This window comes from Streptomyces gobiensis, assembly GCF_021216675.1.
GTDB lineage: Bacteria > Actinomycetota > Actinomycetes > Streptomycetales > Streptomycetaceae > Streptomyces > Streptomyces gobiensis.
In genome coordinates this window covers 997,098-1,023,143 of sequence record NZ_CP086120.1, presented here as the reverse complement: position 1 = coordinate 1,023,143, position 26,046 = coordinate 997,098, and the positions used below count along the sequence as shown (strand labels likewise).

Genomic DNA, 26,046 nt, shown 5'->3' with positions numbered 1-26,046 from the left:
GGGGAGCCTCGGTGGAGGCTCCCCTCGTGTGGGGCGGTAGTCAGGGGCCGGGGGTCTACGGGAGTCCCGGCCAGTTGCCGGCGATCGGCTTCGGGTAGCCGTCGTCGGCCTTGCCGGTGGCGATGTCGTAGCGGATGTACTCGGAGCCGCGGAAGAAGTACGCCTTGCCGTTGTTCCACACCACGCCGCCGTCGAGGTCCGTCGCCCACAGTCCCGGCCAGTTGCCGGCGATCGGCTTCGGGTAGCCGTCGTCGGCCTTGCCGGTGGCGATGTCGTAGCGGATGTACTCGGAGCCGCGGAAGAAGTACGCCTTGCCGTTGTTCCACACGACGGAGGCGTCGATGTGGGAGGTGAACAGCTCCGGCCAGTTGCCGGCGATCGGCTTCGGGTAGCCGTCGTCGACCTTGGAGGTGGCGATGTCGTAGCGCACGTACTCGGAGCCGCGGAAGAAGTACGCCTTGCCGTTGTTCCACACCACGCCGGCGTCGACCCGGGAGGTGAACAGCCCGGTCCAGTTGCCGGCGATCGGCTTCGGGTAGCCCGGGTCGACCTTGTCGGTGGCGATGTCGTAGCGGTAGTACGTACTGCCGTCGAACAGGTACGCCTTGCCGTTGTTCCAGAGTACTGGTGCTGTAACCATCTGCTCGGACACCTCCTCGGTGAATGCACTCGTGGTTGTCTGCGTTGCGGATCGCGTCCGCTGGCCGGTTCTTTGCCAGGTTGCCCGCCCCGCCTGGCCATGGACGAGGTCGTGCTGGAACGGCGTGGCTGAACTCGTGCACCAGGGTGCCGAGACTGCATTCCGTTTACTGGCCGTCCCGGCGCTCCAGACAGCGGAGCAGAGCCAGACGTTGTGTGTTTCCGGTCCGCTGCGTGGGGCCCCTTGCGGTGGGTGAGCATCCCTGAGACGAGGGAGTGGCTAACTGACTCCCTATATCCAGCTATAGGACACTTCTCCCGGTTCGGCAAGGCGGTTGATTTGTTGGCGGACCCCTGCCGCCTTCTCCATTCCGTGCAGGGCCACGTTCAGCAGCACGGGGCTGAGCACGCCCCAACGCAGTGGATAACTCGTCTACATGTCACCCTCCGTGTCTGTGGGGGTGTGGTGGTTGCCGTCGGCCTCGGGTTTGCGGACGGGATGATTGTCTGCTCCATTCGGGTTGTCTTGAGCCCGGCGCCAGTGGCCGGTGTGCGGGGGCGAGGGAGGTATGCAACGCTGACGATACGGATTCCCTCGATTCGGCACGGGACGGCTGACCACTCATCTCATCGGTGTGACGGAAGACGCGGGTGCGGCGCGGGAGTCGAGTTCTCCGTTGCCGTTATCGGCCCCATCCGTTTGCAGGGAACGAGCCGAATGGTTGAGCTCACCGGAGTTCTGGCAGGGAAATCAACGAAGAAGGGTTTTATCATGCCTGAGCAGGAGCAGATGATTCCGAACCTGGCGCCGCCCGTGACCAGGACAACGGTCGGCGCAACCAACGAAAACAACGACGGAGCCGAACTCTCATGGCAAGGCTTTGCGTGGGCCCCGTTTGCTGGAGATGACGCCGAGTAGCAGGTTGGTCGGCAGGAGTGCTGGGCCGGTGCGTTTATGTGCCGGTCCGGCATGCTGTGTCGGTGGGCGGGAGACTGCATTCCGTTTACTGGCCGTCCCGGCGCTCCAGACAGCGGAGCAGAGCCAGACGTTGTGTGTTTCCGGTCCGCTGCGTGGGGCCCCTTGCGGTGGGTGAGCATCCCTGAGACGAGGGAGTGGCTAACTGACTCCCTATATCCAGCTATAGGACACTTCTCCCGGTTCGGCAAGGCGGTTGATTTGTTGGCGGACCCCTGCCGCCTTCTCCATTCCGTGCAGGGCCACGTTCAGCAGCACGGGGCTGAGCACGCCCCAACGCAGTGGATAACTCGTCTACATGTCACCCTCCGTGTCTGTGGGGGTGTGGTGGTTGCCGTCGGCCTCGGGTTTGCGGACGGGATGATTGTCTGCTCCATTCGGGTTGTCTTGAGCCCGGCGCCAGTGGCCGGTGTGCGGGGGCGAGGGAGGTATGCAACGCTGACGATACGGATTCCCTCGATTCGGCACGGGACGGCTGACCACTCATCTCATCGGTGTGACGGAAGACGCGGGTGCGGCGCGGGAGTCGAGTTCTCCGTTGCCGTTATCGGCCCCATCCGTTTGCAGGGAACGAGCCGAATGGTTGAGCTCACCGGAGTTCTGGCAGGGAAATCAACGAAGAAGGGTTTTATCATGCCTGAGCAGGAGCAGATGATTCCGAACCTGGCGCCGCCCGTGACCAGGACAACGGTCGGTGCAACCAACGAGAACAACGACGGAGCCGAACTCTCGGGGATTGGGTACGTCGAACAGGTCGGTAAATTCATTCCGTTTGCTGGGGATGACGCCGAGTAGCGGACTGTTTGGCAGGAGTGCCGGGCCGGTGCGTTCATATGCCGGTCCGGCATGCCGCGTCGGTGGGCGGATGCTGTTGAGGGGATGAGTTGACGGGTGTGTGAGGTGCCCGCGATTGCGGGTCTGGCTGAGTTGTGGGGCCAGACGTTGGGTGATGAGCGGATCGGCGTGGCTGTCATCGATGGTCCGGTCGATCTGTCGCATCCGGTGTTTGATGGCGCGCAACTCTCTCGTCTGGACGGGATCTGGCCGGAGGAAGAGTTCGACGGGCCAAAGGCGTCTCATGGGACGCAGGTGGCCAGTGTGTTGTTTGGGCAGCATGAGGGCCCGGCGCCCGGGGTGGCCCCGAAATGCTGGGGTGTCAGTATTCCGGCGTTTTCCGATAGCCGAGGGCGGACCTCGCAGCTGGATTTGGCCCGGGGGATCGAGGCGGCGGTGGAGGCCGGCGTCCATGTGATCAATCTGAGCGGTGGGCAGCTGAGCCCGTCGGGTGAGGCCGATGACCTGCTGGACAGGGCGGCGCGGTTGTGTGAGGAGCGCAACGTGCTGCTGGTGGCGGCGGTGGGCAATGACGGGTGTTTCTGCCATCACGTTCCGGCCTGTCTGCCCTCCGTGCTGGCGGCCGGAGCTCTTGATGATGTGGGCGACCCGCTGGAGTCCAACAACTGGGGCCAGGCGTATCAGCAGCAGGCAATTCTGGCCCCGGGGGCGAACGTCCTTGGCGCGGTGCCGGGTTCGGGCACGGCCAAGGCCAGCGGAAGCAGCTTCGCGGCACCCATCGTCTCGGGAGTGGCCGCACTGTTGCTGAGCCTGCAGGTGGGCGCGGGACAGGAACCGGACCCGCGGCGGGTGCGGCAGGTGCTGCTGGACAGCGCGGATGCCTGCCAGTGGGCCGATCCCAGTGCATGTATGCGTTTTTTGGCGGGAAAACTCAACATCAAGAAAGCGGTGTATGCCATGCCCGAAGCGGGCGACGTGACCACGAGCGAGCCGGTCGAGCTTTCTGCCGGCGGGTGCAGTTGTGGAGGTGAGGTCAGCGACGCCCCACCTGAGGTTCCGGTAAGCCGTGCACCGGTATCCGTGTCCGAGGTAGCAGCTGCTGCCGAGGTGGTGTCAGCCGCCGGGATGATGGGTGCTGCCGGGGTGGTGGCCTCGGGGGCCGACGGCCCGGTGTGGAGTCCGCTGGCGTACACGCTGGGTACCTTGGGCTATGACTTCGGCACCGAGGCGCGGCGGGACAGTTTCAAGCAGCTGATGACCGCGGTGTCCGCCGAGGGCACGGCGGTGCCGGCCAATCCGTATGACTCCCGGCAGATGGTGGACCATCTCAGGCTGCATCCCTCCGAGGCCACCTCGCTGATCTGGACACTGAACCTGGAACTCACCCCGGTCTACGCCATCGAAAGCACCAGCCCGTACGCGGCAGGCGTCTACGAGTTGCTTACCGATCTGCTGTCGGGTGAGTGTGCTGCCGAGGACGACGAGGATTACATCGAACGGGTCAGCGTCCCGGGACGTCTGACCGGTCGCACCGTCAAGCTCTTCTCCGGCCAGGTCGTCCCGGTCATCGAAGTCGCCGCCCCCCGAGGCCTGTACGGCTGGAACATCAACGCCTTGATGACCGCGGCACTCGCCGCCGCCCGCCGAAGTCACCCCACCGGTGAGACTGATGAGGCCCTCACCGGCCGGTTCCGGGAATTCCTGGCCCGGGTCTACTACGACCTGCGCAACCTGGGAACCACCTCCGCCGACCGGGCCCTGAACTTCGCCGCCACCAACGCCTTCCAGGCCGCCGACACCTTCGCCTCCGCCGTCGCCGACGGCATGACCCTGGACACCATCGAGGTCGAAAAGAGCCCCTTCTGCCGGATCGACAGCGACTGCTGGGACGTCAAACTCCGTTTCTTCGACCCGGAGAACAGCCGCCGCGCCCGCAAGGTCTACCGCTTCACCATCGACGTCAGCGACCTCATCCCGGTCACCCTTGGCACCGTACGCACCTGGTCCGAACGATAAGGAAGGTGAGGGCCATGGCAGGTCATCAGCCCAGGCAGGCTCCGCCGGTGCGCCGGCCTGAACTGGTCCGCCCGCACGAGCTGGTCGACGTCGTGCACGGGTCACCCGCGCATCTCGTCAAGATCCGCATGGATTTGATGCACGGCGCGAATGTCAACGATCCGCAGCATTTCGCGTGGCCTGGATATGACCGGATGCAGGTGTCCAGCCATGGCTGAGAAACCCGCGACGGCGAAGACCGCGGCGAAGAAGACTGCTGTGAAGACGAGCACAGCGAAAAAAGCGAGAAAGAAGCCTGCTCCCGAAGAGCATCCGGTCATCCCGGAGTGTGGTCTGTTCACCGGGTTGGTCGACTACGGCATGTGGGTGCAGATGTTCCAGGACCGGCGCGAAGAGCCGTCGACCGGATTTCGGCGAGGCCGCATCTGGGCCTGACATCCCCTTTCCACGGTGAGGGCTGCCCCCGCAGCCCTCACCGATCACGTTCGAGACCGACGCGAAGGAATATCGCTGTGCCTGACCTTGCGTCCATCCCCGGCCTTGCCCCGCTGTGGGAGCGGACCTTGGGTGATCCCGGAGTCCGCATCGCCGTGCTCGACGGCCCCGTCGAAGTCACCCATCCGTGTTTTGACGGGGCAGACCTCACCGTGCTCGAACCGGGCTGGCTACCCGGCGAAGAAGACAAGGGCGAGGGCGAGGACGGATTTGCTGAGCATGGGACGCACATCGCCAGTGTGCTCTTCGGCCAGCACGGCAGCCCGGTGACCGGGATCGCGCCCCGGTGTTCCGGGGTGATCGTGCCGTGTCTGCGGGACAAGGCCAGTGTGTTGGATCCGGTCAGTCTGACCCGGGGCATTGAGGCGGCAGTGGACGCCGCCGTCGACATCATTCACATCGCGGTCTGCATGCCGACCTCCTCCGACGACGCCGACGGCATGCTGAAGCGGGCGATCGCCCGCGCCACCGATGCCGGGGTACTGATCGTGGCGCCCTCGGGAAACGACTGTGGAGAGTGCCGGTGCATCCCCGCCGCGCTGCCGCAGGTCCTGGCCGTCGGCGCCTGCGACGACGACGGCACGATGTTCAAGTTCAGCAACTTCGGCCCGCAGTACCGCGACCACGGCATTGTCGCCCCCGGCGGCAACATCCACGGCGCGGCCCCCGGCGGCAAAACCGCGATCCACAAAGGCACCAGCTGCGCCGCACCCATCGTCACCGGCGTCGCCGCGCTGCTGCTCAGTTTGCGACGCCAACACGGCATGCCACCCGACCCGGCAGCAGTGCGCGCCGCGCTGCTGGAAAGCGCCTGGCCCTGTCGTCCCGAAGATGCCCACGGCGAACCGGCCCGCTGCATGGCCGGCAAGCTGGACATCGGCGGCACGGCCGCAATCCTGTTCCCCCAGCCCCCACCTGCGGTTCCGGCAAGCCGTGCACCCGCATCCGTCTCCGAGGCAGCGGCCCCCACGGAGGTAGCGGCCCCCGCCAGGGCGGCGGCTCATGCCGCGGGCGTGGTGACCTCAGGTGTCGGCGGCCCAGCGTGGAGTCCGCTGGCGTACGTGCTGGGCACCTTGGGCTACGACTTCGGCACCGAGGCCCGGCGGGACAGCTTCAAACAGCTGATGGCCGCCGTGTCCGCCGAGGGCACGGCGGTGCCGGCCAATCCGTATGACTCCCGGCAGATGGTGGACCATCTCAGGCTGCATCCCTCCGAGGCCACCTCGCTGATCTGGACACTGAACCTGGAACTCACCCCGGTCTACGCCATCGAAAGCACCAGCCCGTACGCGGCCGGCGTCTACGAGTTGCTCACCCGTCTCCTGGCCGGACAGGTTGCTGCTGAGGACGACGAGGAATACATCGAGCGGGTCAGCATCCCCGGGCGGCTGACCGGCCGCACCGTCAAGCTCTTCTCCGGCCAGGTCGTCCCCGTCATCGAAGTCGCCGCCCGCCGAGGCATGTACGGCTGGAACACCAACACACTCGCGGCTGCAGCCCTTCAAGCCGCCCGCCGTCACCCCACCGGTGAGAATGAGGCCCTCACCGGCCGGTTCCGGGAGTTCCTGGCCCGTATCTACTACGACCTGCGCAACCTGGGAACCACCTCCGCCGACCGGGCCCTGAACTTCGCCGCCACCAACGCCTTCCAGGCCGCCGACACCTTCGCCTCCGCCGTCGCCGACGGCATGACCCTGGACACCATCGACGTCGAAAAGAGCCCCTTCTGCCGCCTCCACAGCGACTGCTGGGACGTCAAACTCCGCTTCTTCGACCCGGAGAACAACCGCCGCGCCCGCAAGGTTCACCGCTTCACCATCGACGTCAGCGACCTCATCCCGGTCACCCTTGGCACCGTACGCACCTGGTCCGAACGATAGGGCGTGCTTGACAACGGCTCCTCGCACACGGCCAAGCACACCAAGACATGGCTCGCCGCTCATCCGCGCTGGCACGTGCACTGGACACCGCCGCACGCATCCTGGGTCAACCAGGTCGAGCTGTTCTTCTCGGGGCCCGCGCCGCGAAGATGCTTCTGGCGTCTCACACCCGATCCGGGCGCCGGGCCCGCAGCGGCCGGTACCCGGCCGGGTCGAGCTTGGCGAGCTCGGTGTCGACCTCCACGTTGATGGTGCCGTGGTAGTTGACGTTCTCACTGTGCGCCGGGGAAATGTGCGCGAGCAGTTCGTCGTCCACCGCCCGGCCCTCGGCGCGCATCTGGGCGATGGCCAGGCCGTAATACTCGCTTGTCCAGGTCACCACGGAGTTGGTCAGCACCGTCAGGCACCACGCCTGCTCGGTCTGCCCGGCCAGGAACCGCTCGCGGATCTTGCCCTGGTGGGCGTAGTGCAGGTCGCGGCGCAGGGAGTGCAGCGACTCGCCCTTGTTGAGCTGCCGGGCGATCTTGCGGCGGTAGGTCTCGTCCGCCAGGTAGCGGGCAGCGTAGATCGTGCGCCGAAGGGCCCCGTACTCCTTGAGGGCGGCGGCCAGGGTGTTCTGCCGGGAGGAGGCGGAGAGCTTGCCGACGATCAGGGAGGCGGTGGCGTGCCCGAACTTGATCGAGGCCGCCAGCCGTAGCAAGTCGTCCCAGTTCTCTTCGATCAACCCCATGTTGATCTTCTGGGTCAGCAGCGGACCGGCGACCGGCCAGAGCCTGCTGACGTCGCGCTGCGGGTCCATCCGATAGAGGGTGATCTTCCCCAGATCCCTGATCCGCGGCGAGAGCTGCATTCCCACCAGATCGAACAGCGCGAAGTTGACCAGCGTCACCCCGTGCGTGTCGGTGGCGTGCTCGGTGATCGGCAGGTCGGTCTTGTTCCCCGTGGCGCTCGCCCACACCCGGTGGACGTAGTCGAGGGCACGTGCCTGTCCGGAGCGCAGCGTGTTCTGAGCGTGCCGACCGCCCTCGTGGTCGGGGTGCATGAGCAAATGTGTCAGCTGGTCGACGTTGCCGCCGACACGGGCGATGTGGCAGGCGATGGCCGCGGTGATGCGGTGGCCGTGGTCAGCCGCGCCCTGGCGATCCTCACGCAGGATGAGGGCTCGGCCGTCGGCGTCGAGCTTGCTGTAGCTGCCCGTCGCGTAGCGGCCGATGAGGTCCCCGAGCAGGATGAGGTCGGCCGCAGCCCGAGGGAGCTGATGAAGTCCCAGGAGTGCGAAGCGAGCGCCTGTGATTGCCTCTGGTTGGGTTTTTGCTGGAGGATGAAGCCTTGGCGCAGGAGTGCGGAGAAGGGTCGCCGTATGGCATTCTGATGGTGTCTCGCAAGGACGTGGACATCACCTCGGCCCGCTAAAACCAGCGGTGGTGCGGAACCGACCTCCAATCGGTGCTAGCGAAGCCTCCAGGACGGCAATCCTGGAGGCTTTCGTATGCCTGGCTCCAAGTGGAGGCAGACGTCCCCATCGCGGCTCGACCGGGGTCCAATCGGAGCGCCAGCAGAGGGGCCACCCCCTGACCGGCACCGACCGACTCGGAGCCATATCAGAGGGACGGCCTCTGACTGCCTCCGAGCGGCTCAGGGTCGAATCGGGGTCGAATCAGAGTGATTACCTCTGACTGCCTCCGATCGCCTCTGCAACCCGTCCTTGCAGGTCACAGCCGCTTCGACTCACATAAGCGCAGGTCAGAAGGGTGCGTCGGATGAACCCGGCGTACAGCACGGCTCGTCTGCCGCCGCTGCTTCGGGCTTGGGCGCGCCGCGTCAGGACTTGCCGACGGTGATGCCGCGCTGCTCGTAGTGGGCCAGCGCGAGCCCCAGGCCGAAGAAGGTCGGCGCCCATTCGCCGACGAAGATGCCCCACCGGTCCGCCCGGGCGAGGTCCGCGTTGGACTCCGCTTTGCGGGAAGTCGCCCAGCACAGGACGGTGAGGCCGATGGATCCGATGGCTGCCATGTAGGCGTGTTCGCTGCGCAGCCCGGCGTCGTGCAGCTTCTTGATGACCACGGTGTCTCCCTGTCGGTATTCGGTGTCGTGGTGTCGTTCACAGGCTGCTACAGGTGGCTGCGGTCCGCACTTCTCGTGTTCGACTGGGTGTCGAACGCCGGGTGCCTGACCGCCGCATGCTGGTGCCACGGTTGGCGGCGGCTGGGGTGCGGACGCGGCCCTTCTGGGCGCACCCTGGGGGCATGGAGAAGAAGCGGCCCCCCGAACCGGAGTATCCGGTCGTGGTGGGGTCATTTGGCGAGAACCACCGGTACCGCCTGGTGTGGCTGCGCGGGCATGGCTGGGAACCGCTGGAGAAGGAAGAGTTCGAGCTGCGGGTGCGAGAGGTCTTCCCGGACATCGACTTCGACGACCCGGAGCAGGTCCACTGGGTCGACAAGCCGGAGGAGTGGCCCGCCTGGCACCCCGGTGAGGCGTGAACTTTACCGACGCCGCTGTGGTCTCTTGGGGCGCCACGCACCACCCTGTGCCGGGTGGACTCACCCCTCGTCACCGTTCTCCTGCCCATGGTGCTGGGCGTCATCATGCTCGGCCTCGGACTCTCGCTCTCCGTCACCGACTTCCGCCGAGTCGCCGAGTATCCACGCGCCGTCGCCGTGGCGCTGGGCTGCCAGCTCCTGCTGCTGCCCGCCGTCTGTTTCGGGCTGGTGCTCGCCTTCGGTCTCACACCCGGGCTCGCGGTGGGGATGATGCTGCTCGCCGCCTCGCCCGGCGGTACCACGGCCAACCTCTACAGCCATCTCTTCGGTGGCGATGTGGCCCTCAACATCACGCTCACCGCGGTGAACTCGGTGCTCGCCGTCTTCACCCTGCCGGTGATCGTCAATCTCTCGCTGGCGTACTTCACCGAGGACGCCGGGGCGATCGGGCTGCGCTTCGGCAAGACGCTGCAGGTCTTCGCCGTCGTCCTGGTACCCGTCGCGGTGGGGATGCTGATACGGGCCCGCAGGCCCGCCTTCGCCCTGCGGGCGCACCGCCCGGTGAGGGTGCTTTCCGTGCTGATGCTGATCGGGATCGTCAGCGTGGCGATCACCGCCGAACGGGAGCAGATCGGCGGTTATCTCGCGGAACTCGGGCTGATCCTTGTGGTGTTCAGCGCGATATCCATGGCCACTGGCTACAGCGCCGTCCGCCTGGCGAGGGCCGGGCATCGCCAGGCGGTCGCGGCCTGTATGGAGATCGGCATGCATAACTCCAGCCTGTCCATCACCATCGCGCTCAGCCCCGCACTGCTGAACAGCTCGGAGATGGCCGTGCCCGCCGCCCTCTACGGCGTGCTGGTGTACTTCACCGCGGCGGCGGCGGGCTTCCTGCTCACCCGCGCCGCAGGACCTCCCTGGCCAGCTCCGGCGGGGACCGATGGCCGGAAGGACCCGGTGTGAGGTCCAAGTCCGGCCAGCACGACCCCGGCCGGGGCAGCCCCCGGCCGGGGTCGTACGGGCTTTACCAGGTCACCGGCAGCCGTTCCGGCAGCCGCTTGATGAAGCCGGTGCGCCATACCAGCTGTTCCAGCGGCACCGCGAGGCGCAGGGCCGGCAGCCGCTCCAGCAGGACCTCCAGCGCTGCTTCGGCGTGGACGCGGCCCAGTGCGGACGCCGGACAGAAGTGGCGGCCCGCGCCGAAGGACAGATGCGGGTTGGGGTCCCGGTCGAAGTCGATCCGTTCGGGATCGGTGAAGACCTCCGGGTCGTAGTTGGCGCCCTCGACGAGGACGAGCACCAGCTCACCGGCCTTCACCCCCACCTCGCCCAGGCTTACGTCCTCGGTGGCGAGGCGGGGCAGGCCATCTCCGATGGAGAGGTTGTAGCGGAGGAGTTCATCGACCGCGCGGCTGATGATCTGCGGCTCTTCGCGCAGCCGCCGCATCAGCTCCGGCTGCCGTACCAGCGCCAGGATGGCGTGCTGGAGGAAGGCCGCCGTGCTCACCGCGCCCGCACCGAACAGGGAGACCGCGACGGTGGCGAGGTCATCGTCCGATACGTCACCGCCCTCGGCCCTGAGCGCGGCGAACCGGGACAGCAGGTCCGCCTCTCCCGGGACGGCCGAGCGTATGTGCTCGACCATGTAGCCGTGGTCCTTCCACCAGTTCCGCGCGGCGCCCTCGAAGGGTTTGGCGGCCGTCATAAAGGCCACATCGATGCCGGACATCAGCCGCCGCCAGTCGCCGAAGGGCACCCCGATGACCTTGCAGTGCAGCGCGGCGGAATACGGCTCGGTGAAGCCCGCCCGCAGATCCGCCGGGGCGCCCTCGGCCATGACCGTGTCGAGCAGCCGGTGTGCCTCCTTGCGCAGCCAGTCGGGCAGTTCGCCGTCCCCGGCCTTGGGGGAGAGCGACTTCATGACGGCGGTGCGCAGTCCGGCGCTGTTGATATTGCCCATGTTGTTGACGACCTCGGGCGGGATCGTCAGCGCGTACTGGCGGGGCGCGCCTTCCCGGGCGGTCTCCGGAAGGCTGAACCGCTCGTCTTCCAGGACCTGTTTGGCCAGTGCGTAGTTGCTCACCAGCCAGGCCTCATCGCCGGTGATCGTACGAACCCTGGCCACCGGGCGTTCTGCGCGCAGCGGTCCGCACTCGGCGGGGAGTTCATCGCCGCGCCGGGAGAGGGGGAAGTCCAGCTCAACGCGCGGGCTGCCCTGCGGGCTGTGCTGCGGGTTCTGCGGGGTGACGGTCATGCGGCGATGTCCTCTCGGAGGTGCTGCGGCCGGGCTTTCGGGGTGACGACGGCGTACGCCTGGTTGTCCACGGCGCGCAGCCCGGTCTCGCGTTCAAAGAGCGGCCCGGTGAGCGGCACCCGGGCGTGGTAGCAGGACACCGAGGACGGCATGCCGAGAATGCCCGGGGTGTCGACGAAGAACGGCAGCTCGGCGGCTATATAGCTCATTCCTGCGTGCAGCTGGGCCGGTGTGGGCTCCTCGTCCTCGGCCAGCCGGTAGCCGACGAACTGCCGCACCATCGCGGTGCAGGCGGCGAGGAACTCGGTGTCGGATTCCATGGCGCGGCCGACGCTGTGCTGCAGTTCGCGGTAGACGCCGTTGTCAGCGAACTCGGAGAGCGCGTGCACCCGGACGAATCCGGTGAGCGGTCCCGCGCTCTCCACCCCGCGCTGAATCCGTCGCCGTACGGCCTTGAGATCCTTGGTGGAGCGCTTCCTGGCGTGTTCGGGCGAGTAGCCAAGAGCTTCGAACATCGCGTCCACATAGAGATCGGCGTAGACGATGTCGACGGCCTCGAAGGTGCGGTCAGCCCAGCTGACCAGCTCCGCGATGCGCTGCGGCGTGAAGTAACTGTTGCCTGGGCTCACGCCGATCAGGGCGTGGTCGCCTTGCTTGCAGATAAGCCGGCACCTGTCCGTGAGTGGCAGGACGTCAAACGTCGGACACTCAGACATACGGTGGCCTCCCTGTACGGTCCTGATTCCGGGCATGCGGCATACGAATGCCCGGTGGTCGTGGTGTGTGCGGGCGCGCCGGAACCACAGCAGGGTCGATACAGCAGGGTCGATGCTGTGTGGGTCCGCTCGGACGGAGGAGCGGAGAGCGGCGCGTAGTGCCTACTGCCCTTCCCAGAGCAGTGGAATGTCGGCTAACGACATGTACGCACGGTAAAACCCCCTGGCGCCGCTAGTCCCGTAAGAGCCGTGTGCTCTTGGTGTGGCGGCGACTACAGCAAGCTATCTCGTTACGCTGGAGTAGTCGACAGTTACGGGCGGTGCGCAGCTAAATTGTCAGCCGCGTCCGATATACGGCATCGCGGTTGCCATTACCGTGGCGAACTGGATGTTCGCTTCCAGCGGCAGCGAAGCCATATGCACCACTGTCCGCGCGACATCCATCGCGTCCATCACCGGCTCGACCGCCGTGGTGCCGTTCGCCTGAAGAATTCCCGCCTGCATACGGGCGGTGAGCTCGGTCGCCGCGTTGCCGATGTCGATCTGTCCGCAGGCGATGCCGTAGGCGCGGCCGTCCAGGGAGAGCGATTTGGTCAGACCGGTCACGGCGTGCTTGGTGGCGGTGTAGGCGATGGAATGCGGGCGTGGGGTGTGAGCGGAGATCGAGCCATTGTTGATGATCCGGCCACCCTGCGGGGACTGTGTCTTCATGGCCTGGAAGGCGGCCTGAGCACAGAGAAAGGCCCCGGTCAGATTGGTGTCGACGACGGAGCGCCAGTCGTCATAGGCCAGCTCTTCCAGTGGTACGGCTGGCCCGAATACGCCCGCGTTGTTAAAGAGCAGGTCGATCCGGCCGAAGTGTTCTTGTGTCGTGTTGAAGAGCGTGGTGACGGAGGTGGGGTCGGTGACATCGGTGGGGATGACCGCGACCGGTCCTTCGGGCGCCGCCAGACCGGCCGTCTCCGCCAGCGCTGACTCACGCCGCCCCGCCAGCGCCACCGCCCAGCCCGCCTCGGCCAGCGCCAGTGCCACGGAGCGGCCGATGCCCGAGCCCGCACCGGTCACGACGGCGGTCTTCGGCGTGCCGTTCAATGGTTTGTTGATTTCTGGCGTCATGGGCGAAGGCTACGCGACGCCTGTACGGCGACGGACCGCCATCAGACCGCCACTCGGGTGACGCGGACGTGCCAACTCTCCGCCGCTCCGGCCCACTGCACTCAGACGCATGACGTACACCAGGAGCGCAGACATCGAACACCGCGCCGCCGCCCGTCATGTGGTCCGACGCAGATTTCTGACCGTCACCGGTGCCGCGGCCGCGCTGGCCTTCGGCACGAACCTGCCCGACACCGCCCACGCTGGACCAACCCACAAGCCCCCGCGCCTCGATGAGGATCCGTTCACCCTGGGCGTCGCGTCCGGCGACCCGCTGCCCGACTCGGTTGTCCTGTGGACCCGGCTGGCCCCCAAGCCGTACCGGGCCGACAGCGGACTGCCGGGCCGGCCCATCACCGTCACATGGGAGCTCGCCCACGACAGGGGATTCACAAGGACAGCCGCCAGCGGTGAGGCCATCGCCCACCCCGAGTTCCACCATGCCGTGCATATCGAGGCCGAGGGGCTTGAGGCGGCCACCAGCTACTGGTACCGCTTCCGGGCCGGTGGCTGGACCAGCCCCACCGGACGCACCCGTACCGCGCCCGCCCAGGACGCCGTCCCCGAGTCGATGCGGCTGGCCTTCGCGTCCTGCCAGCGCTATGACCACGGCTACTTCACCGCCTACCGGCACCTCGCCGCGGAACCGGACATCGACCTCGTCATCCATCTGGGCGATTACATCTACGAGTCCCCCATCGACTCGGCCGGTGGCGCCCGTCAGTACACCGACCGTGTCCTGCCCGGCCACTTCAACCGGGAGACGGTCACCCTCGACGACTACCGGCTGCGCTACTCGCTCTACCGCAGCGACCCTGACCTCCAGGCCGCACACGCCGCCCACCCATGGATCACCACCTGGGACGACCACGAGGTGGACAACAACTACGCGACGGACACCTCCCAGGACGCCGACCCGCCGGAGGAGTTCCTGATCCGGCGGGCCGCCGCCTACCGCGCGTACTACGAGAACATGCCGCTGCGCCGGCCCCAGCGGCCCGACGGCCCCGACCTCCAGCTCTACCGGCGGCTGCACTACGGACGCCTCGCCCAGCTCGACATCCTCGACGGCCGCCAGTACCGCGACGACCAGGCGAACGGCGATGGCTGGAAGGTGCCCGGTGAGGAGTCCCAGGACCCCTCCCGTACGATGCTCGGCGCCACCCAGGAGCGCTGGCTGGCCACCGGCTGGCTACGGTCACGAGCCGTATGGAACATCGTGCCGCAGCAGACCGTCCTCTCCCGGCGGCACAGCCGGCTCGAAGGGCCATTCCCGGTCTCCATGGATGCCTGGGACGGCTACCCGGCCGCCCGCGGACGGCTTCTGGCGGCCGCCGAAACGGCGCGCATCGCCAACCTCGTCGTGCTGAGCGGCGATGTCCATGTCCATTACGGGCTGGACATCAAGGCGGACTTCGACGACACCGACTCCCGCACCCTCGGCGTGGAACTGGTCACCACCTCGGTCTCCAGCGGTGGAGACGGGGCCGAACGGCCCGCCAACTGGGACACCCTGATGAAGGCCAACCCGCATCTGAAGTTCTACAACGGCCAGCGCGGCTACGTTCTGCTCACCCTCAACGAGGAGCGGCTGCGCGCCGACTACCGCACCGTCCGCCAAGTGACCACTCCCGGTGCCCCCCTCACCACCGCCGCCTCTTTTGTCTCAGAGGCGGGTGATCCAGGACTGAAACCAGCGTGACGAGGAGTGTGACGAGGTACGACGGGGTCGTCGGATAAGTACTGGGCCGGGACCGCGGTCCCTGGGAGAATGCGTCAGCCGTCAACAATCTCCTGGAGAGGTGCATGACCGAACCCGGCCCGCCATCCCCGGCCGCTCCGCCCGTTCCCGCGCCCGCGCCGACGCCGCTGCTGACCCGCCGGCAGCAGGCCGGTCTGCTGCTCACCCTCATCCTTGGCAGCCTCACCGCACTTCCCCCGCTGTCCATGGACATGTACCTCCCCTCGCTCCCGGAGGTCAGCGGCGCGCTGAGCAGCCCCGCCGCCCAGGTCCAGCTCACCCTCACCACATGCCTGCTCGGACTGGCCATCGGGCAGCTCATCGTCGGCCCGATGAGCGACCAGTTCGGCCGCCGCCGACCGCTGCTCATCGGCATGACCGGGTATGTGGCGGCCAGTACCGCCTGCGCGTTCGCACCCACCATCGAGACGCTTACCGCCTTCCGGCTGCTCCAGGGACTCGCCGGAGCCGCCGGGATAGTGATCGCCCGCGCCGTGGTCCGCGATCTGTTCGACGGTCTCGCGATGGCCCGCTTCTTCTCCACCCTGATGCTGATCTCCGGCGCCGCCCCGGTCCTCGCGCCCGTACTGGGGGGCCAGGTGCTGCGCTTCACCGACTGGCGCGGCATCTTCCTCGTCCTCGCCGGGACCGGCCTGCTGCTGACGCTGATCACTTTCCGCTGGCTCCCCGAGACCCTGGCCCCCGCCGACCGGCACAGCGGCGGCATCCCGGAGGCACTGCGCACCATGCGCGGCCTCTTCGCCGACCGGATCTTCACCGGCTATCTCCTCACGGGCGCCCTGACCTTCGCCGCGCTCTTCGCCTACGTCGCCGCCTCGCCCTTTGTCGTACAGGAGATCTACGGAGCCTCCCCGCAGACCTTCAGCCTGGTCTTCATGGCCAACTCCATGGGCCTGGTGGCCGTCGGTCAGCTCAACGGCAAGGTGCTCGTCGGCCGGGTGAAGCTCGACCGGGTGCTGGGCCTTGGGCTGTGCGTCATCGGGGCGGCGGCCCTCGCCCTGCTGCTGATGACCTCGGGCGTTTTCGGCCCGGTCGGTCTCCTCCCGGTCGCCACCGGGCTCTTTGTGCTGATGTCCGGGATGGCGCTGGTGATGCCCAACGCCAACTCGCTCGGGCTGATGCGTGCCCCGCACGCGGCGGGTTCGGCCTCCGCGCTGCTGGGCACCGCACAGTTCCTCGTCGGCGCGCTGGCCTCACCGCTGGTCGGTATCGCGGGCGAGCGGACGGCCGTGCCGATGGCGGTCGTCCAGCTCACTACGGTGCTGCTCGCCGCCGTCTGCTTTACGGGGATGTGCCGGCCATGGCGCCCGCGCGGCTGAGACGGCGGCTGAGCAGGGGCACGCCGGGGCAGGCGGGCCTGGACCCGGAGGAGCTGGCCGCGCTCGTCCGGGACATCGACGCACTGCCCGAGCGCGGCTGGTGCGGCGGCGCGGTCGTGCTGGCCGGACGCGGCCCGTACATCGTCGTCGAGCACGCCACTGGATGGGCGGTGCGGTGGGAGTCGGCCGACCCGGTGCCGATGCGGGTGGACACCCCCTTCGACCTGGCCTCGCTGACGAAACTCTTCACGGCGATCGTGGCCGTCCAGCACCTTGAGCGCGGAACGCTGGAGCTGGACCGGGAAGCCGCCGCGTACGTACCGGAGTTCGGCGCCGCGGGGAAGGACGCCATCACCGTACGGCAGCTGCTCACCCACACCTCCGGGCTGCGCCCGGGCCTGCCCTTCTACGAGGGCCATGGCCTTGAGCTGCTGTGGGCGGAGCCGCCGCTCACGGACACCACCTACCGCTACTCCGACCTCAACCTCCTCGCCCTTCAGCAGGTGCTGGAGCGGATCACCGGAGACGGCCTGGACGCACTGGTGGCGGACGGTGTCACCGGGCCGCTCGGCATGACGGCCACCCGCTATGGACCGGTCCCCGACGCCGCCGCGACCGAGGACCAGCGGCGGCCGTGGGCCAAGGCCAACCGGGGCAGACTGCGCGGCGTCGTACACGACGAGAACGCCCACGCCCTGGGCGGTGTCGCGGGTCACGCCGGGCTGTTCTCCACCGCCCAGGACCTCGCCATCCTGTGCAGCACCCTGCTCAGCGGCGGCGCCTATGGCGACGCCCGCGTCCTCACCCCGGAGTCCGTCGCCCTGCTGCTGGATCCACCGGGGCTCGGATTCGGCGTCGACCAGCCCTGGTTCATGGGCGAACTGGCCGGGCGCGGCGCCGCGGGCCACACCGGCTTCACCGGCACCAGCCTGGTCCTTGACCGCGCCACGGATACGTTCCTGATCCTGCTGGCCAACATGGTCCACCCGGTCCGCCCGCTGTACCCGGACAACGGTCCGCGTGCGGCGGCGGCGACGCGTCTGGCCCGGGCAATCCGAAACTGATCCGAAACTAATCCGAAACTAAACTGTCCGGGTGATGGACGAAGAACTCCGCAGGGCCCTCGCCGCCCTCCTCGACGGATTGCCGCCCCGGCAGGCCACCGCCGCGGTGGACCGGCTGATCGCCAGCTACCGGGGCACAACCCCGACCGATGCTCCCGTGCTGCGGGACCGTGCGGATGTGGTGGCGTACGCGGCCTATCGGATGCCCGCCACCTTCGAGGCGGTCACCGCCGCGCTGGGTGCCCTCGCGGACCGTATGCCGGGCTGGACCCCGGCCAGCCACCTGGATGTCGGCGGCGGCACCGGCGCGGCGGCCTGGGCGGTGGCGGCGACCTGGGGGCAGGCGCCGGGCGGGCGGCGGAGCACCGTACTGGACTGGGCCGAGCCCGCGCTGTCGCTCGGCCGTGAGCTGGCCCGCGGGGTGCTGCCGGATACGGAGTGGCGGCGCGAGCGGATCAGCTCAGCCCTGGATCTGCCAGCCACGGAGCTGATCACCGTCTCCTACGTCCTCGGCGAGCTCACCGAGGCCGACCGCCGCGCCGCCGTGACCGCCGCCGCCCGTGCCGGACAGGCGGTGACGCTGATCGAGCCGGGCACCCCGGACGGCTACCTGCGGATCCGCGCGGCACGCGATCAGCTCATGGACGCCGGTTTCCGGGTGCTGGCGCCGTGCCCGCACAGCGGGGCGTGCCCGATCGTCCCCGGCGAGGACTGGTGCCACTTCGCGGCCCGGGTCAGCCGCTCCTCCCTTCACCGGCAGGTGAAGGGGGGCTCGCTGGCCTACGAGGACGAGAAGTTCAGCTACGTGGCGGCCGTCCGCGGTGATGTGCGTACGGCTGCCACCCCCGCCGAGTCACGCGTCGTCCGCAAACCCCAGATCCGCAAGGGCCAGGTGCTCCTTGACCTCTGCACGGCCGACGACGGCCTGCGGCGCTCCACCATCACCAAGCGAAACCGCCCCCAGTACCGCCCCGCCCGAACCACCCCCTGGGGCGCCCCCTGGCCCTAACCCGAGTGTTGTGGGCACTCGCAGCCCCGCGAGGGGCGTAGGCCCGCCCTGCTACGCAACCACCCACCCACCCCAGCCACGACGCTCCGGCCCACCCCGGGGCGGAGCTCGCGACGCTTGGTGGGCACAACACCGGGGCCACCGGCCCGCACCCGGCCACCCCCGGGGCCCGGGGCGAAGCCCCGGTTTCCGGGAAGGGGCGGGAATTGGGGAAACCCACCCACAGCACAGGCGCAAACCCCGGTACAGCCGGAAGGGGTACCCAGCCCGTCAGGGCTGGGGCGAGGGCCGTAGCTCGGCGGTGCAGCACTTCACACTGCCGCCCCCCTTCAACAGCTCCGTCAGATCAACCGGAACCGGCTCATACCCCCGCCCCCGCAACGGCCCGAACAACCCCGCCGCAGCCTGCGGCAACAGCACATGGTGGCCGTCGCTCACCGAGTTGAGGCCCAGCGCCAGCGCATCCGCCTCCTCAGCGATCAGCGCGTCCGGGAAGAGCCGGGCAAGGACAGCCCGGCTGCCCGCCGAGAACGCGGGCGGGTAGTACATGATGTCGTCCCCGTCGAGCACACACAGCGCCGTGTCCAGGTGGTAATAGCGCGGATCGACCAGATCGAGACCGATCACCGGACGGCCGAAGAACTCCTGCGCTTCCGGGTGCGACAGCGGGCTGCTGCGGAACCCGCGTCCGGCCAGCAGCCAGGACGCGGTGGCGGCGAAGTCACCCTCTCCTTCGTTGATGTGATCCGGCTTGCGGATCTCCGTATAGCCGTGTGCGCGGTACCAGTCGCGATGCGCCGCCGCCTCGCTCGCCCGCTCTGCGTGCGCGAAACGCGCGCCCAGGACCCGGCCGTCGACGACGGTGGCGCCATTGGCGGCATAGACCATGTCGGGCAGCTCCGGCCGCGGCTCCAGCTCCTCGACCGTATGGCCGAGCGAGCGGTAGCGGTCGCGCAGATCCTCCCACTGCGCGATGGCGAGCGGGAGATCCACCGGCTTGTCGGGGTCCATCCAGGGGTTGATGGAGTACGTGACGCGGAAGTGCTCCGGGGGGCACATCAGATAGCGACGGGCTGCGTACAACGAAAGCTCCTCACGGGGTCGCCGTGCACTGGTGTGCACATAGTCCTCCGCGAGGAGCCAAATCGCAGTGGTCCGTACGGGTGATGCGCCGTGCGCATCACTCCCGTGACTCCTGGAGCTTCCGCAGGAGTTCCCGTTTCTGGGCCATCGGGTCGGTGCCGCCCCCGGGCCCGCGGCCACCGCGACCGCCGCCGCGCCCACCGCTCCCGCTGCTCCCGCCGTGTATCGCCTTGCGGGAGAGATGGGACCGCGTTCCCCCGACGCCCAGCATGTTTCCGGCACGTCCCTTGCTCATGTGGTCCGCCTCCTCGAAGAGTTCCGTCTCGTTCGCTGACGGCACCCAGCATGAGGCGAGACGGTTCGTCTTGTCAAGACGGTTCGTCTCGTCTCAAAGCTTGCTAGATTCAGACCATGGCCACGACACGGACACCCCGGACACAGACACGGACACAGACACGGACACAGGCCCCCGACGCCTCCCGCCGCAGCGAGCGCTCCCGCCGTGCGATCCTCGACGCCAGCATGGAGCTGGTCGGTGAGGTCGGCTACAACAAGCTGACCATTGAAGCGATCGCCGCCCGTGCGGGCGTGGGCAAGCAGACGATCTACCGCTGGTGGCCCTCGAAGGCCGCCGTACTGCTGGACGCCTTCACCTCGGTGGTCGAGGATCCCGAGTACCAGGACGGCATCCCGGACACCGGGGATGTGGCGACCGACCTCAAGAACGTGCTGCGGGCCACCGTCGACGAGTTCAACGATGCCGCCTTCGAGGCGCCTTACCGGGCGCTGGCCGTGGCCGGTGCGGCCGATGCCGAGCTCTCCCGGCAGTTTGTCGAACGGCTGACGGAGCCCGGGATCGCGCTGTACAAGAAGCGGCTCCAGGCCGCGCAGAAGGCCGGGGAGATCTCCCCGGACATCGATCTGCGGGTCGCTGTCGACATGATCCTCAGCCCGTTCGCCCAGCGCTGGCTGATGCGTTCGGGAGAGCTCAGCTATGAGTTCACCGACACCCTGGTCGACCTGGTGCTCAACGGACTGCGCCCAAGGAGCTGACCAGTAGCCCCGGTGCGTCCGTGATGATGCCGTTGCAGCCGAGTGCCAGCAGCCGGTCCCGGTCCTGTGCGGTGTCCACGGTGAAGCCCCACACCTGGGGGATACCGGAGCGCACCGCACGCCGGATGTCCTTGGCCCGGGCGGTGTGCTGGACATGCAGCATGTCCACGGTCTTCGCCCAGCGCGCCGGGCGGTCCCCGCGAAGCTGGCGCGCGGACCGCCACAGCCCCGTCAACAGCCCCATCCGGTGGGCCCGCGCGGCGACCTCCGGATCCTTCGTCTGGACGTAGACGGAGCTCGTCAGATCCCGCTCGCGGATGAGCTCCGCCACCTGGGGCAGGCTGTCCGGGTCCTTGACCTCCAGCATCAGCACCGTCTTGCCGCCCAGACGGTCCAGTACCTCAGCGGCTGTCGGCGGGCGCTCCGGCTCCCAGCCGCCGCCCAGCTCGGGGGGCGGGATCAGCCGGACGTTCTCCCAGTCCGCCCGGTTCAGCTCCCGGACCGCACCGGTGGCATCGGTCGTACGTTCCAGGGTGGCGTCGTGCATCACGACCACCGTGCCGTCGCTCAGCATCCGGGTGTCGAAGTCGATCACTGAGACCGAGCCACGGTTATGAGCTTCGGTCAGCCCGGCCATGCTGTTCTCGGGGACCTCCAGCGCGCCGCCGCGGTGTGCGGTGTAGACAAGCCCGGGCAGTGTGTCCACCGTCACCGGAGTCATGGTGGTGGGCGCCGTCAGCACCGAGGTCGTCAGTGACAGGGCGATCAGGGGGACCGATACGGCCTGGGGGAGCATGGGTACACGCTAGGCGGGACTTATCCGATATACGCGTTGATACCGCCGTCCGGGTTACCTTCGCCGGATTGGCAGTTGGCTCCCGAACCACCCCCCGCTTACCCATTCCGGTCGGAGGAGGAGCAGGATAGGGGACAGTCATCCGTGATCCGTGGATTCCGGCCGGGTACGGCCCCGGGGTTTCGTACCCTCGAGTCAGTCCATGGTCCCGGTCTGGAGTGAGGCGATTGATGGAACGCGAAAGCAGGTTCTCCCAGTGGTTGCGCCGACGCTCCAGGAGCGCCGGCGGCGGTGCGGCGGAGGATGCCGCCCGCGTGCGCGAGAATCTGCTGCTGGCCTCGGCCGCCGCGGGCTTCCCGCTGGCCCCGGCGGCCCATCCGGAGGGGTACGGCTGCTCCTGTGAGCGGATCGGCTGTCCCACTCCCGGGCGCCATCCCCTCTCCTTCGCCTGGCAGACCCAGGCCAGCACCGACCCCGAGCAGATCGAGCGCTGGGCCCGTAACCGCCCGCAGGCGAACTTCATCACCGCCACCGGTCTCGCCCACGATGTGCTGGACGTCCCCGCCGAAGCGGGGCGTGCCGCACTGGAACGGCTGGAGACCGCAGCCATCGAGGTGGGCCCGGTCGCCCTCTCCGGTCATGACCGGATGCTCTTCTTCACCGCCACCCGCGGCACCCCGGCGGACGAGGACGAGTGGTGGCCCTGTGAACTGGACTGCCATCCGGAGACCATGGACGAGCACCCTGGCCTGCGCTGGCACTGCCGGGGCAGCTATGTCCTGGTGCCCCCGGCCCAGCTGCTGGGCGAGGTGCCCCTTGACGTCAGCTGGGTGCGGGCCCCGGAACGGCCACTGCCCGACCCACTGACCCTGCTGGAGGCGCTGACCGACGCGTGCGCCGCCTACGCCGACGAGAAACCAGACCACGACCCAGCCCCCTGGCCAGCCCGCTAGAAACGTTGTGGGCACCGCCCCGCCGAGTGTTGTGGGCACTCTCCCCCAGCTACCGCTGGGAGGTGCCCCCAGCCCCGCGAGGGGCGTGGGCCCACCCTGCTACGCAACCACCCACCCACACCAGCCACGACGCTCCGGCCCACCCCGCAACAGAGCTCGCGACGCTTGGTGGGCACAACACCGGGGCCACCGGCCCGCACCCGGCCACCCCTGGGGCCGCGGGGCGAAGCCCCGGTTTCCGGGAGGGTGGGGGCACCTCCTGGGGGCACCTCCCCCAGACGGAGTCTGGGGGAGGTAGCTGGGGGAGGGATACGGGGACACCCACCCCCGGCGCCCCCGCAGCCGCGCGGGGCAACCCACCGCCGGGCCCTACTCACCCTCCGCGGAGACGACCCCACTCTGCCGGTCCAGAAAGCCGACCTGATCCTCGTCGGCGTCCGCAGCCGGAACACTGACCACCTGCTGACCCATGAGCATCTGGGTCAGCGACCGCTTCGCCTCGCCCTTCATCAGCGGCTCGACCAGCGGGTCGACCTTCGGTGTATACCCCTCGGCCACGGTCTGCTTGGTGTGGTGGTGCGAGGCGAAGAAGACCAGCGCGTCGCCGTCCTCGGTGTACAGCCCCATCGGCGGGTACTGCTCGGAGTCGGCTGGCAGGTCCGCCCACTCATTACGAGCCGCGGGCCGGTTGGCCCACTTCTCCCGCCTCTCGCGCCACTCCGTGGTCTGCGGGCCATCGGCGAAGGTGCTGCCCTTGCCGTCCTGGAGGTAGGTGGTGTACGCCTTGCTCAGCTTGTCCGGCGCGATGAGCAGGTCAGCCCCGCCGCCGTTCGGTACGGCCTTGGCGTAGCCGTCCTCGTCCTTGGCCAGGTCCGGTACATCGTCCGGGTTCAGCAGCCCCAGATAGGCCGCTTTCCACTTGTCGTCGATGCTGTCCCGGGCGAAGACCAGCATCCAGCGTTTCTCGCTCGCCTTGTTGCTGGCCGCGTCGACCACGAAGAACTTCGGCCAGCCCGCCTGCTGGGGGATATGGAACTGAGTGCTGGTCAGCTTCAGCGGCTGGTATTCCTCGTCACCCTCAGGGGTGATCGCATGCCGTGCCTTCAGCCCGGCCTGGTCGATATCGCCCAGGGCGTCCCGTTCGATGGTGGCGTTGAGTTTGGCGTCGTAGGCCTGGTTGGCCTTGTTGGTGACCGTGACGAAGTCCTTGAGGACCTTCTTGGCCTCGGCCTTGCTTGTCGCCGGCACGATCGCCGTCTCGCCGTGCACCGTCATACAGCCCGACAGCGTCGCGGCCAGCGCCATGGCGACTCCCGCCGCTGCCAGCACTCGCGCTTTCATGCCCGTGCCCTCCCCGAGGCCCCCGAATCCACATTCGCAGGTCCGCACCTTACCGGGCCCGGGTGACTGACGAACGGGGAGCACCAGCCGACCACCGTTACGGGGAGGATCGCTCCCCAAACCCCGGGGTTTGCCGGTCCCTCCCCTCCCGGCCGTACCCATATGCGGCTCCGCCGCGTGGCGGGGCTCCGCCCCCGGCCGCGGGGGTGTCGGGGGCGGGTTTCCCCTATGCCCTCCCCTTCCCGGCAATCGGGGCTTTGCCCCGGGCCCCGGGGTGGCCTGGTGCGGGCCGGTGGCCGGGTGTTGTGCCCACCAAGCGTCGCGAGCTCCGCCTTGGGGTTGGCCGGAGCGTCGTGGCTGGTGTGGGTGGGTGGGTGCGTAGCAGGGCGGGCCCACGCCCCTCGCGGGGCTGGGGACACCTCCTGGGGGCACCCCCAGCGTTAGCTGGGGGAGTTAGCTGGGGGAGAGTGCCCACAACACCTCGGGGGTCTGGGGGCGTAAGCCCCCGCTCGAGATCGGCGGTCGGGTGGCCCGGGTCAGGCGCTGATGGAGAACTGCCCGCCCAAGTCCTCGAAGACCGCGGTGTTCAGCGCGAAAGCGCGCTTGCACTCATCGACGATGCGCTGCTTCTCCAGGTCGTCGGCCGGGATGGCGTCCAGCAGCGCACGGTATTCGCGCTTGAAGGCGGCCGGGTTGGCGATGTCCTCGAAGACATAGAACCGGACGCCGTCGCCCTTGCGCTCGAAACCCCAGGTCTTCTCCGCCGTACCGCGGATGATCTGGCCGCCGGAGAGGTCACCGAGATAGCGGGTGTAGTGGTGGGCCACATAGCCGCCCGGCCAGTCGAGGGCGACCTCGGTGATCCGGGTGGCGTAGTCGGCTGTGGCCGCTAGGGGCTTGAGGCCTACGGCCCAGTCCGTGCCGCCGTGCAGGTGGGTCAGATCACGCTCCAGGGAGGCGACACGGAACAGGTCGGAGCGGATGAAGGGTCCGGCGACCGGGTCGTCCACGAGGCGGCCTGCTGACTCCTCCAATGCGCGGTAGATGAACCACAGTTGCTCGGTATAGCGCTTGTACGCCGCCACGCCCAGCTTGCCGCCGAGCAGATCGCCCATGAACGACGAGTTCTCCGCCTCCGTGTGCTGCTCATGTGAGGCGGTGCGGATCAGCGTGGAGAACGGGGTTGTGTCGGACGCGGCCAAGGCGGGCCTCCGGAGACCAGTGTGAAGGGAGGGCAGCAGCGAGGTGCTTGCGTACCACCGATCTTCCTACTTAGGCTTACCTAAGTCAATCCCTTGCCGACACCCTGTCGGCAAAATCAGCCTATCCCGACGCCCGTCGTGAAGCCGTAAAAACGCGAAAGCAATCACAGAGGTGTCAGGGCAGCGTGAGAATTTCCGCTCCTGACTCCGTCACCACGAGCGTGTGCTCAAACTGCGCGGTGCGCTTGCGGTCCCTCGTCACGACCGTCCAGCCGTCCTCCCACATGTCCCACTCATAGGTGCCCAGGGTCAGCATGGGCTCGATCGTGAAGGTCATCCCCGGCTGCATCACGGTGGTGGCCCGCTCATCGTCGTAGTGCGGGACGATCAGACCGGAGTGGAAGGACGTATTGATGCCGTGCCCGGTGAAGTCACGGACGACGCCGTAGCCGAAGCGCCTGGCGTAGGACTCGATGACCCGGCCGATGATGTTGATCTGGCGCCCTGGCCGTACCGCCTTGATGGCACGGTTCAACGCCTCCCGGGTCCGCTCGACCAGCAGCTGGGACTCCTCCTTCACCTCGCCGCACAGATACGTGGCGTTGTTGTCGCCGTGCACCCCGTGGATATACGCGGTGACATCCAGGTTCACGATGTCGCCGTCGCGCAGCACCGTGGAGTCGGGGATGCCGTGGCAGATGACCTCGTTGACCGAGCTGCACAGTGACTTGGGGTACTTCCGGTAGCCGAGCGTCGACGGGTAGGCGCCGTGGTCACACATATACGCGTGCGCGACCTCATCCAGCTTGTCGGTGGTGATGCCCGGCGCGATGTGCTTGGCGGCTTCCGCCAGCGCCCGGGCGGCGATACGGCCCGCGATCCGCATCTTCTCGATGGTCTCGGCGTCCTGCACCTCCGGCCCGGTGTAGGGGGTCGGGGACTCTTTGCCGACATACTCGGGACGCGGGATCGAGGCGGGCACGGTACGCATCGGGGACAGCGTGCCGGGGACGAGAAGAGACTGGCCAGACATGTGCGCGAGTCTAACCGTGGTA

At 68.1% G+C, this 26,046-nt stretch carries 28 protein-coding genes; 16 read left to right on the top strand and 12 right to left on the bottom strand.

Translation table 11 applies throughout. The annotated features are described in order from the left end of the window. Positions 1-55: 55 nt before the first annotated feature. On the bottom strand, positions 56-640 hold the full coding sequence (locus tag test1122_RS04745; protein WP_232267897.1) for a hemopexin repeat-containing protein: 585 nt from the start codon (positions 638-640) through the stop codon (positions 56-58). A 717-nt stretch (positions 641-1,357) separates the two neighbouring features. On the opposite strand from test1122_RS04745, the gene test1122_RS04740 reads away from it, so the two are divergent. The 7 genes from test1122_RS04740 (at position 1,358) to test1122_RS26765 (ending at position 7,050) form a co-directional block, all read left to right on the top strand. Then, a complete protein-coding gene (locus test1122_RS04740; RefSeq protein WP_232267896.1) occupies positions 1,358-1,558 on the top strand; it encodes a hypothetical protein in 201 nt (66 codons plus the stop codon). Positions 1,559-2,194: 636 nt separating this feature from the next. Next, positions 2,195-2,410, top strand: coding sequence for a hypothetical protein (locus test1122_RS04735; protein WP_232267895.1), 216 nt, complete (start codon positions 2,195-2,197; stop codon positions 2,408-2,410). A gap of 96 nt (positions 2,411-2,506) precedes the next feature. Continuing rightward, on the top strand, positions 2,507-4,426 hold the full coding sequence (locus tag test1122_RS04730) for a PatA/PatG family cyanobactin maturation protease (protein ID WP_338423511.1): 1,920 nt from the start codon (positions 2,507-2,509) through the stop codon (positions 4,424-4,426). 14 nt (positions 4,427-4,440) lie between these two features. Further along, on the top strand, positions 4,441-4,644 hold the full coding sequence (locus tag test1122_RS04725) for a cyanobactin biosynthesis system PatB/AcyB/McaB family protein (RefSeq protein ID WP_232267894.1): 204 nt from the start codon (positions 4,441-4,443) through the stop codon (positions 4,642-4,644). Continuing rightward, positions 4,637-4,861: a cyanobactin biosynthesis PatC/TenC/TruC family protein gene (locus test1122_RS04720; protein ID WP_232267893.1), complete on the top strand. Its 225-nt coding sequence runs from the start codon at positions 4,637-4,639 to the stop codon at positions 4,859-4,861. The genes test1122_RS04725 and test1122_RS04720 overlap by 8 nt, the downstream gene beginning before the upstream one ends. 77 nt (positions 4,862-4,938) lie before the next feature. Next, the gene (locus test1122_RS04715) at positions 4,939-6,801 is read left to right on the top strand and encodes a PatA/PatG family cyanobactin maturation protease (protein ID WP_232267892.1); all 1,863 of its coding nucleotides are present in this window, start codon (positions 4,939-4,941) and stop codon (positions 6,799-6,801) included. 3 nt (positions 6,802-6,804) lie between these two features. Then, on the top strand, positions 6,805-7,050 hold the full coding sequence (locus test1122_RS26765) for a transposase (protein WP_422396927.1): 246 nt from the start codon (positions 6,805-6,807) through the stop codon (positions 7,048-7,050). On the opposite strand, the gene test1122_RS04705 is transcribed toward test1122_RS26765, so the two are convergent. Beyond that, on the bottom strand, positions 6,965-7,843 hold the full coding sequence (locus test1122_RS04705; protein ID WP_232267891.1) for a Tn3 family transposase: 879 nt from the start codon (positions 7,841-7,843) through the stop codon (positions 6,965-6,967). The genes test1122_RS26765 and test1122_RS04705 overlap by 86 nt on opposite strands. A 6-nt stretch (positions 7,844-7,849) precedes the next feature. Between test1122_RS04705 and test1122_RS04700 the strand changes: the two genes are divergently transcribed. Continuing rightward, positions 7,850-8,173: a hypothetical protein gene (locus test1122_RS04700; RefSeq protein WP_232267890.1), complete on the top strand. Its 324-nt coding sequence runs from the start codon at positions 7,850-7,852 to the stop codon at positions 8,171-8,173. Positions 8,174-8,622: 449 nt separating this feature from the next. Here test1122_RS04700 and test1122_RS04695 read toward each other — a convergent pair whose 3' ends face one another. After that, positions 8,623-8,865: a hypothetical protein gene (locus test1122_RS04695; protein ID WP_232267889.1), complete on the bottom strand. Its 243-nt coding sequence runs from the start codon at positions 8,863-8,865 to the stop codon at positions 8,623-8,625. 182 nt (positions 8,866-9,047) lie between these two features. Here test1122_RS04695 and test1122_RS04690 point away from each other — a divergent pair, with 182 nt between their 5' ends. Both test1122_RS04690 and test1122_RS04685 read left to right on the top strand, forming a co-directional pair. Further along, entirely contained in the window at positions 9,048-9,284 is a 237-nt protein-coding gene (locus test1122_RS04690; RefSeq protein ID WP_232267888.1) for a hypothetical protein, read from the top strand. A gap of 54 nt (positions 9,285-9,338) precedes the next feature. Beyond that, positions 9,339-10,247: a bile acid:sodium symporter family protein gene (locus test1122_RS04685; RefSeq protein WP_232267887.1), complete on the top strand. Its 909-nt coding sequence runs from the start codon at positions 9,339-9,341 to the stop codon at positions 10,245-10,247. Between the two features lie 61 nt (positions 10,248-10,308). Here the strand turns inward: test1122_RS04685 and test1122_RS04680 are convergent, their stop codons facing one another. The 3 genes from test1122_RS04680 to test1122_RS04670 form a co-directional block, all read right to left on the bottom strand. Beyond that, positions 10,309-11,538 (bottom strand): cytochrome P450, encoded by a 1,230-nt coding sequence (locus tag test1122_RS04680; protein WP_232267886.1) that lies wholly within the window; start codon positions 11,536-11,538, stop codon positions 10,309-10,311. Then, on the bottom strand, positions 11,535-12,254 hold the full coding sequence (locus tag test1122_RS04675; RefSeq protein ID WP_232267885.1) for a tRNA-dependent cyclodipeptide synthase: 720 nt from the start codon (positions 12,252-12,254) through the stop codon (positions 11,535-11,537). Before test1122_RS04675 ends, test1122_RS04680 begins: the two co-directional genes overlap by 4 nt. A 336-nt stretch (positions 12,255-12,590) precedes the next feature. After that, positions 12,591-13,370 (bottom strand): SDR family oxidoreductase, encoded by a 780-nt coding sequence (locus test1122_RS04670; protein ID WP_232267884.1) that lies wholly within the window; start codon positions 13,368-13,370, stop codon positions 12,591-12,593. Between the two features lie 109 nt (positions 13,371-13,479). Here test1122_RS04670 and test1122_RS04665 point away from each other — a divergent pair, with 109 nt between their 5' ends. From test1122_RS04665 to test1122_RS04650, 4 genes are all read left to right on the top strand, one after another. Then, positions 13,480-15,111, top strand: a complete 1,632-nt coding sequence (locus test1122_RS04665) for an alkaline phosphatase D family protein (protein ID WP_232267883.1) — start codon at positions 13,480-13,482, stop codon at positions 15,109-15,111. A 104-nt stretch (positions 15,112-15,215) separates the two neighbouring features. Then, entirely contained in the window at positions 15,216-16,490 is a 1,275-nt protein-coding gene (locus test1122_RS04660; RefSeq protein ID WP_232267882.1) for a multidrug effflux MFS transporter, read from the top strand. Continuing rightward, positions 16,472-17,554, top strand: coding sequence for a serine hydrolase domain-containing protein (locus test1122_RS04655; protein ID WP_232267881.1), 1,083 nt, complete (start codon positions 16,472-16,474; stop codon positions 17,552-17,554). The genes test1122_RS04660 and test1122_RS04655 overlap by 19 nt, the downstream gene beginning before the upstream one ends. 34 nt (positions 17,555-17,588) lie before the next feature. Continuing rightward, on the top strand, positions 17,589-18,563 hold the full coding sequence (locus tag test1122_RS04650) for a small ribosomal subunit Rsm22 family protein (RefSeq protein ID WP_232267880.1): 975 nt from the start codon (positions 17,589-17,591) through the stop codon (positions 18,561-18,563). A 270-nt stretch (positions 18,564-18,833) separates the two neighbouring features. Here the strand turns inward: test1122_RS04650 and ddaH are convergent, their stop codons facing one another. Further along, positions 18,834-19,646, bottom strand: a complete 813-nt coding sequence (gene ddaH / locus test1122_RS04645; protein ID WP_338423510.1) for a dimethylargininase — start codon at positions 19,644-19,646, stop codon at positions 18,834-18,836. Positions 19,647-19,743: 97 nt separating this feature from the next. Then, a complete protein-coding gene (locus tag test1122_RS04640) occupies positions 19,744-19,941 on the bottom strand; it encodes a DUF6243 family protein (RefSeq protein ID WP_232267879.1) in 198 nt (65 codons plus the stop codon). A 116-nt stretch (positions 19,942-20,057) separates the two neighbouring features. On the opposite strand from test1122_RS04640, the gene test1122_RS04635 reads away from it, so the two are divergent. Beyond that, complete coding sequence (locus test1122_RS04635) at positions 20,058-20,699, top strand: TetR/AcrR family transcriptional regulator (RefSeq protein WP_232267878.1); 642 nt, start codon at positions 20,058-20,060, stop codon at positions 20,697-20,699. Here test1122_RS04635 and test1122_RS04630 read toward each other — a convergent pair. Continuing rightward, positions 20,674-21,495, bottom strand: a complete 822-nt coding sequence (locus tag test1122_RS04630; RefSeq protein WP_232267877.1) for a glycerophosphodiester phosphodiesterase — start codon at positions 21,493-21,495, stop codon at positions 20,674-20,676. The genes test1122_RS04635 and test1122_RS04630 overlap by 26 nt on opposite strands. A gap of 230 nt (positions 21,496-21,725) precedes the next feature. Here test1122_RS04630 and test1122_RS04625 point away from each other — a divergent pair, with 230 nt between their 5' ends. Beyond that, positions 21,726-22,448, top strand: coding sequence for a bifunctional DNA primase/polymerase (locus tag test1122_RS04625; protein ID WP_232267876.1), 723 nt, complete (start codon positions 21,726-21,728; stop codon positions 22,446-22,448). A gap of 369 nt (positions 22,449-22,817) precedes the next feature. On the opposite strand, the gene test1122_RS04620 is transcribed toward test1122_RS04625, so the two are convergent. From test1122_RS04620 to map, 3 genes are all read right to left on the bottom strand, one after another. Next, entirely contained in the window at positions 22,818-23,789 is a 972-nt protein-coding gene (locus tag test1122_RS04620) for an SCO2278 family lipoprotein (protein WP_232267875.1), read from the bottom strand. A 536-nt stretch (positions 23,790-24,325) separates the two neighbouring features. Beyond that, positions 24,326-24,991, bottom strand: coding sequence for a biliverdin-producing heme oxygenase (locus test1122_RS04615; protein ID WP_232267874.1), 666 nt, complete (start codon positions 24,989-24,991; stop codon positions 24,326-24,328). 175 nt (positions 24,992-25,166) lie between these two features. Beyond that, positions 25,167-26,024, bottom strand: coding sequence for a type I methionyl aminopeptidase (gene map / locus test1122_RS04610; protein WP_232267873.1), 858 nt, complete (start codon positions 26,022-26,024; stop codon positions 25,167-25,169). Positions 26,025-26,046 lie beyond the last annotated feature (22 nt).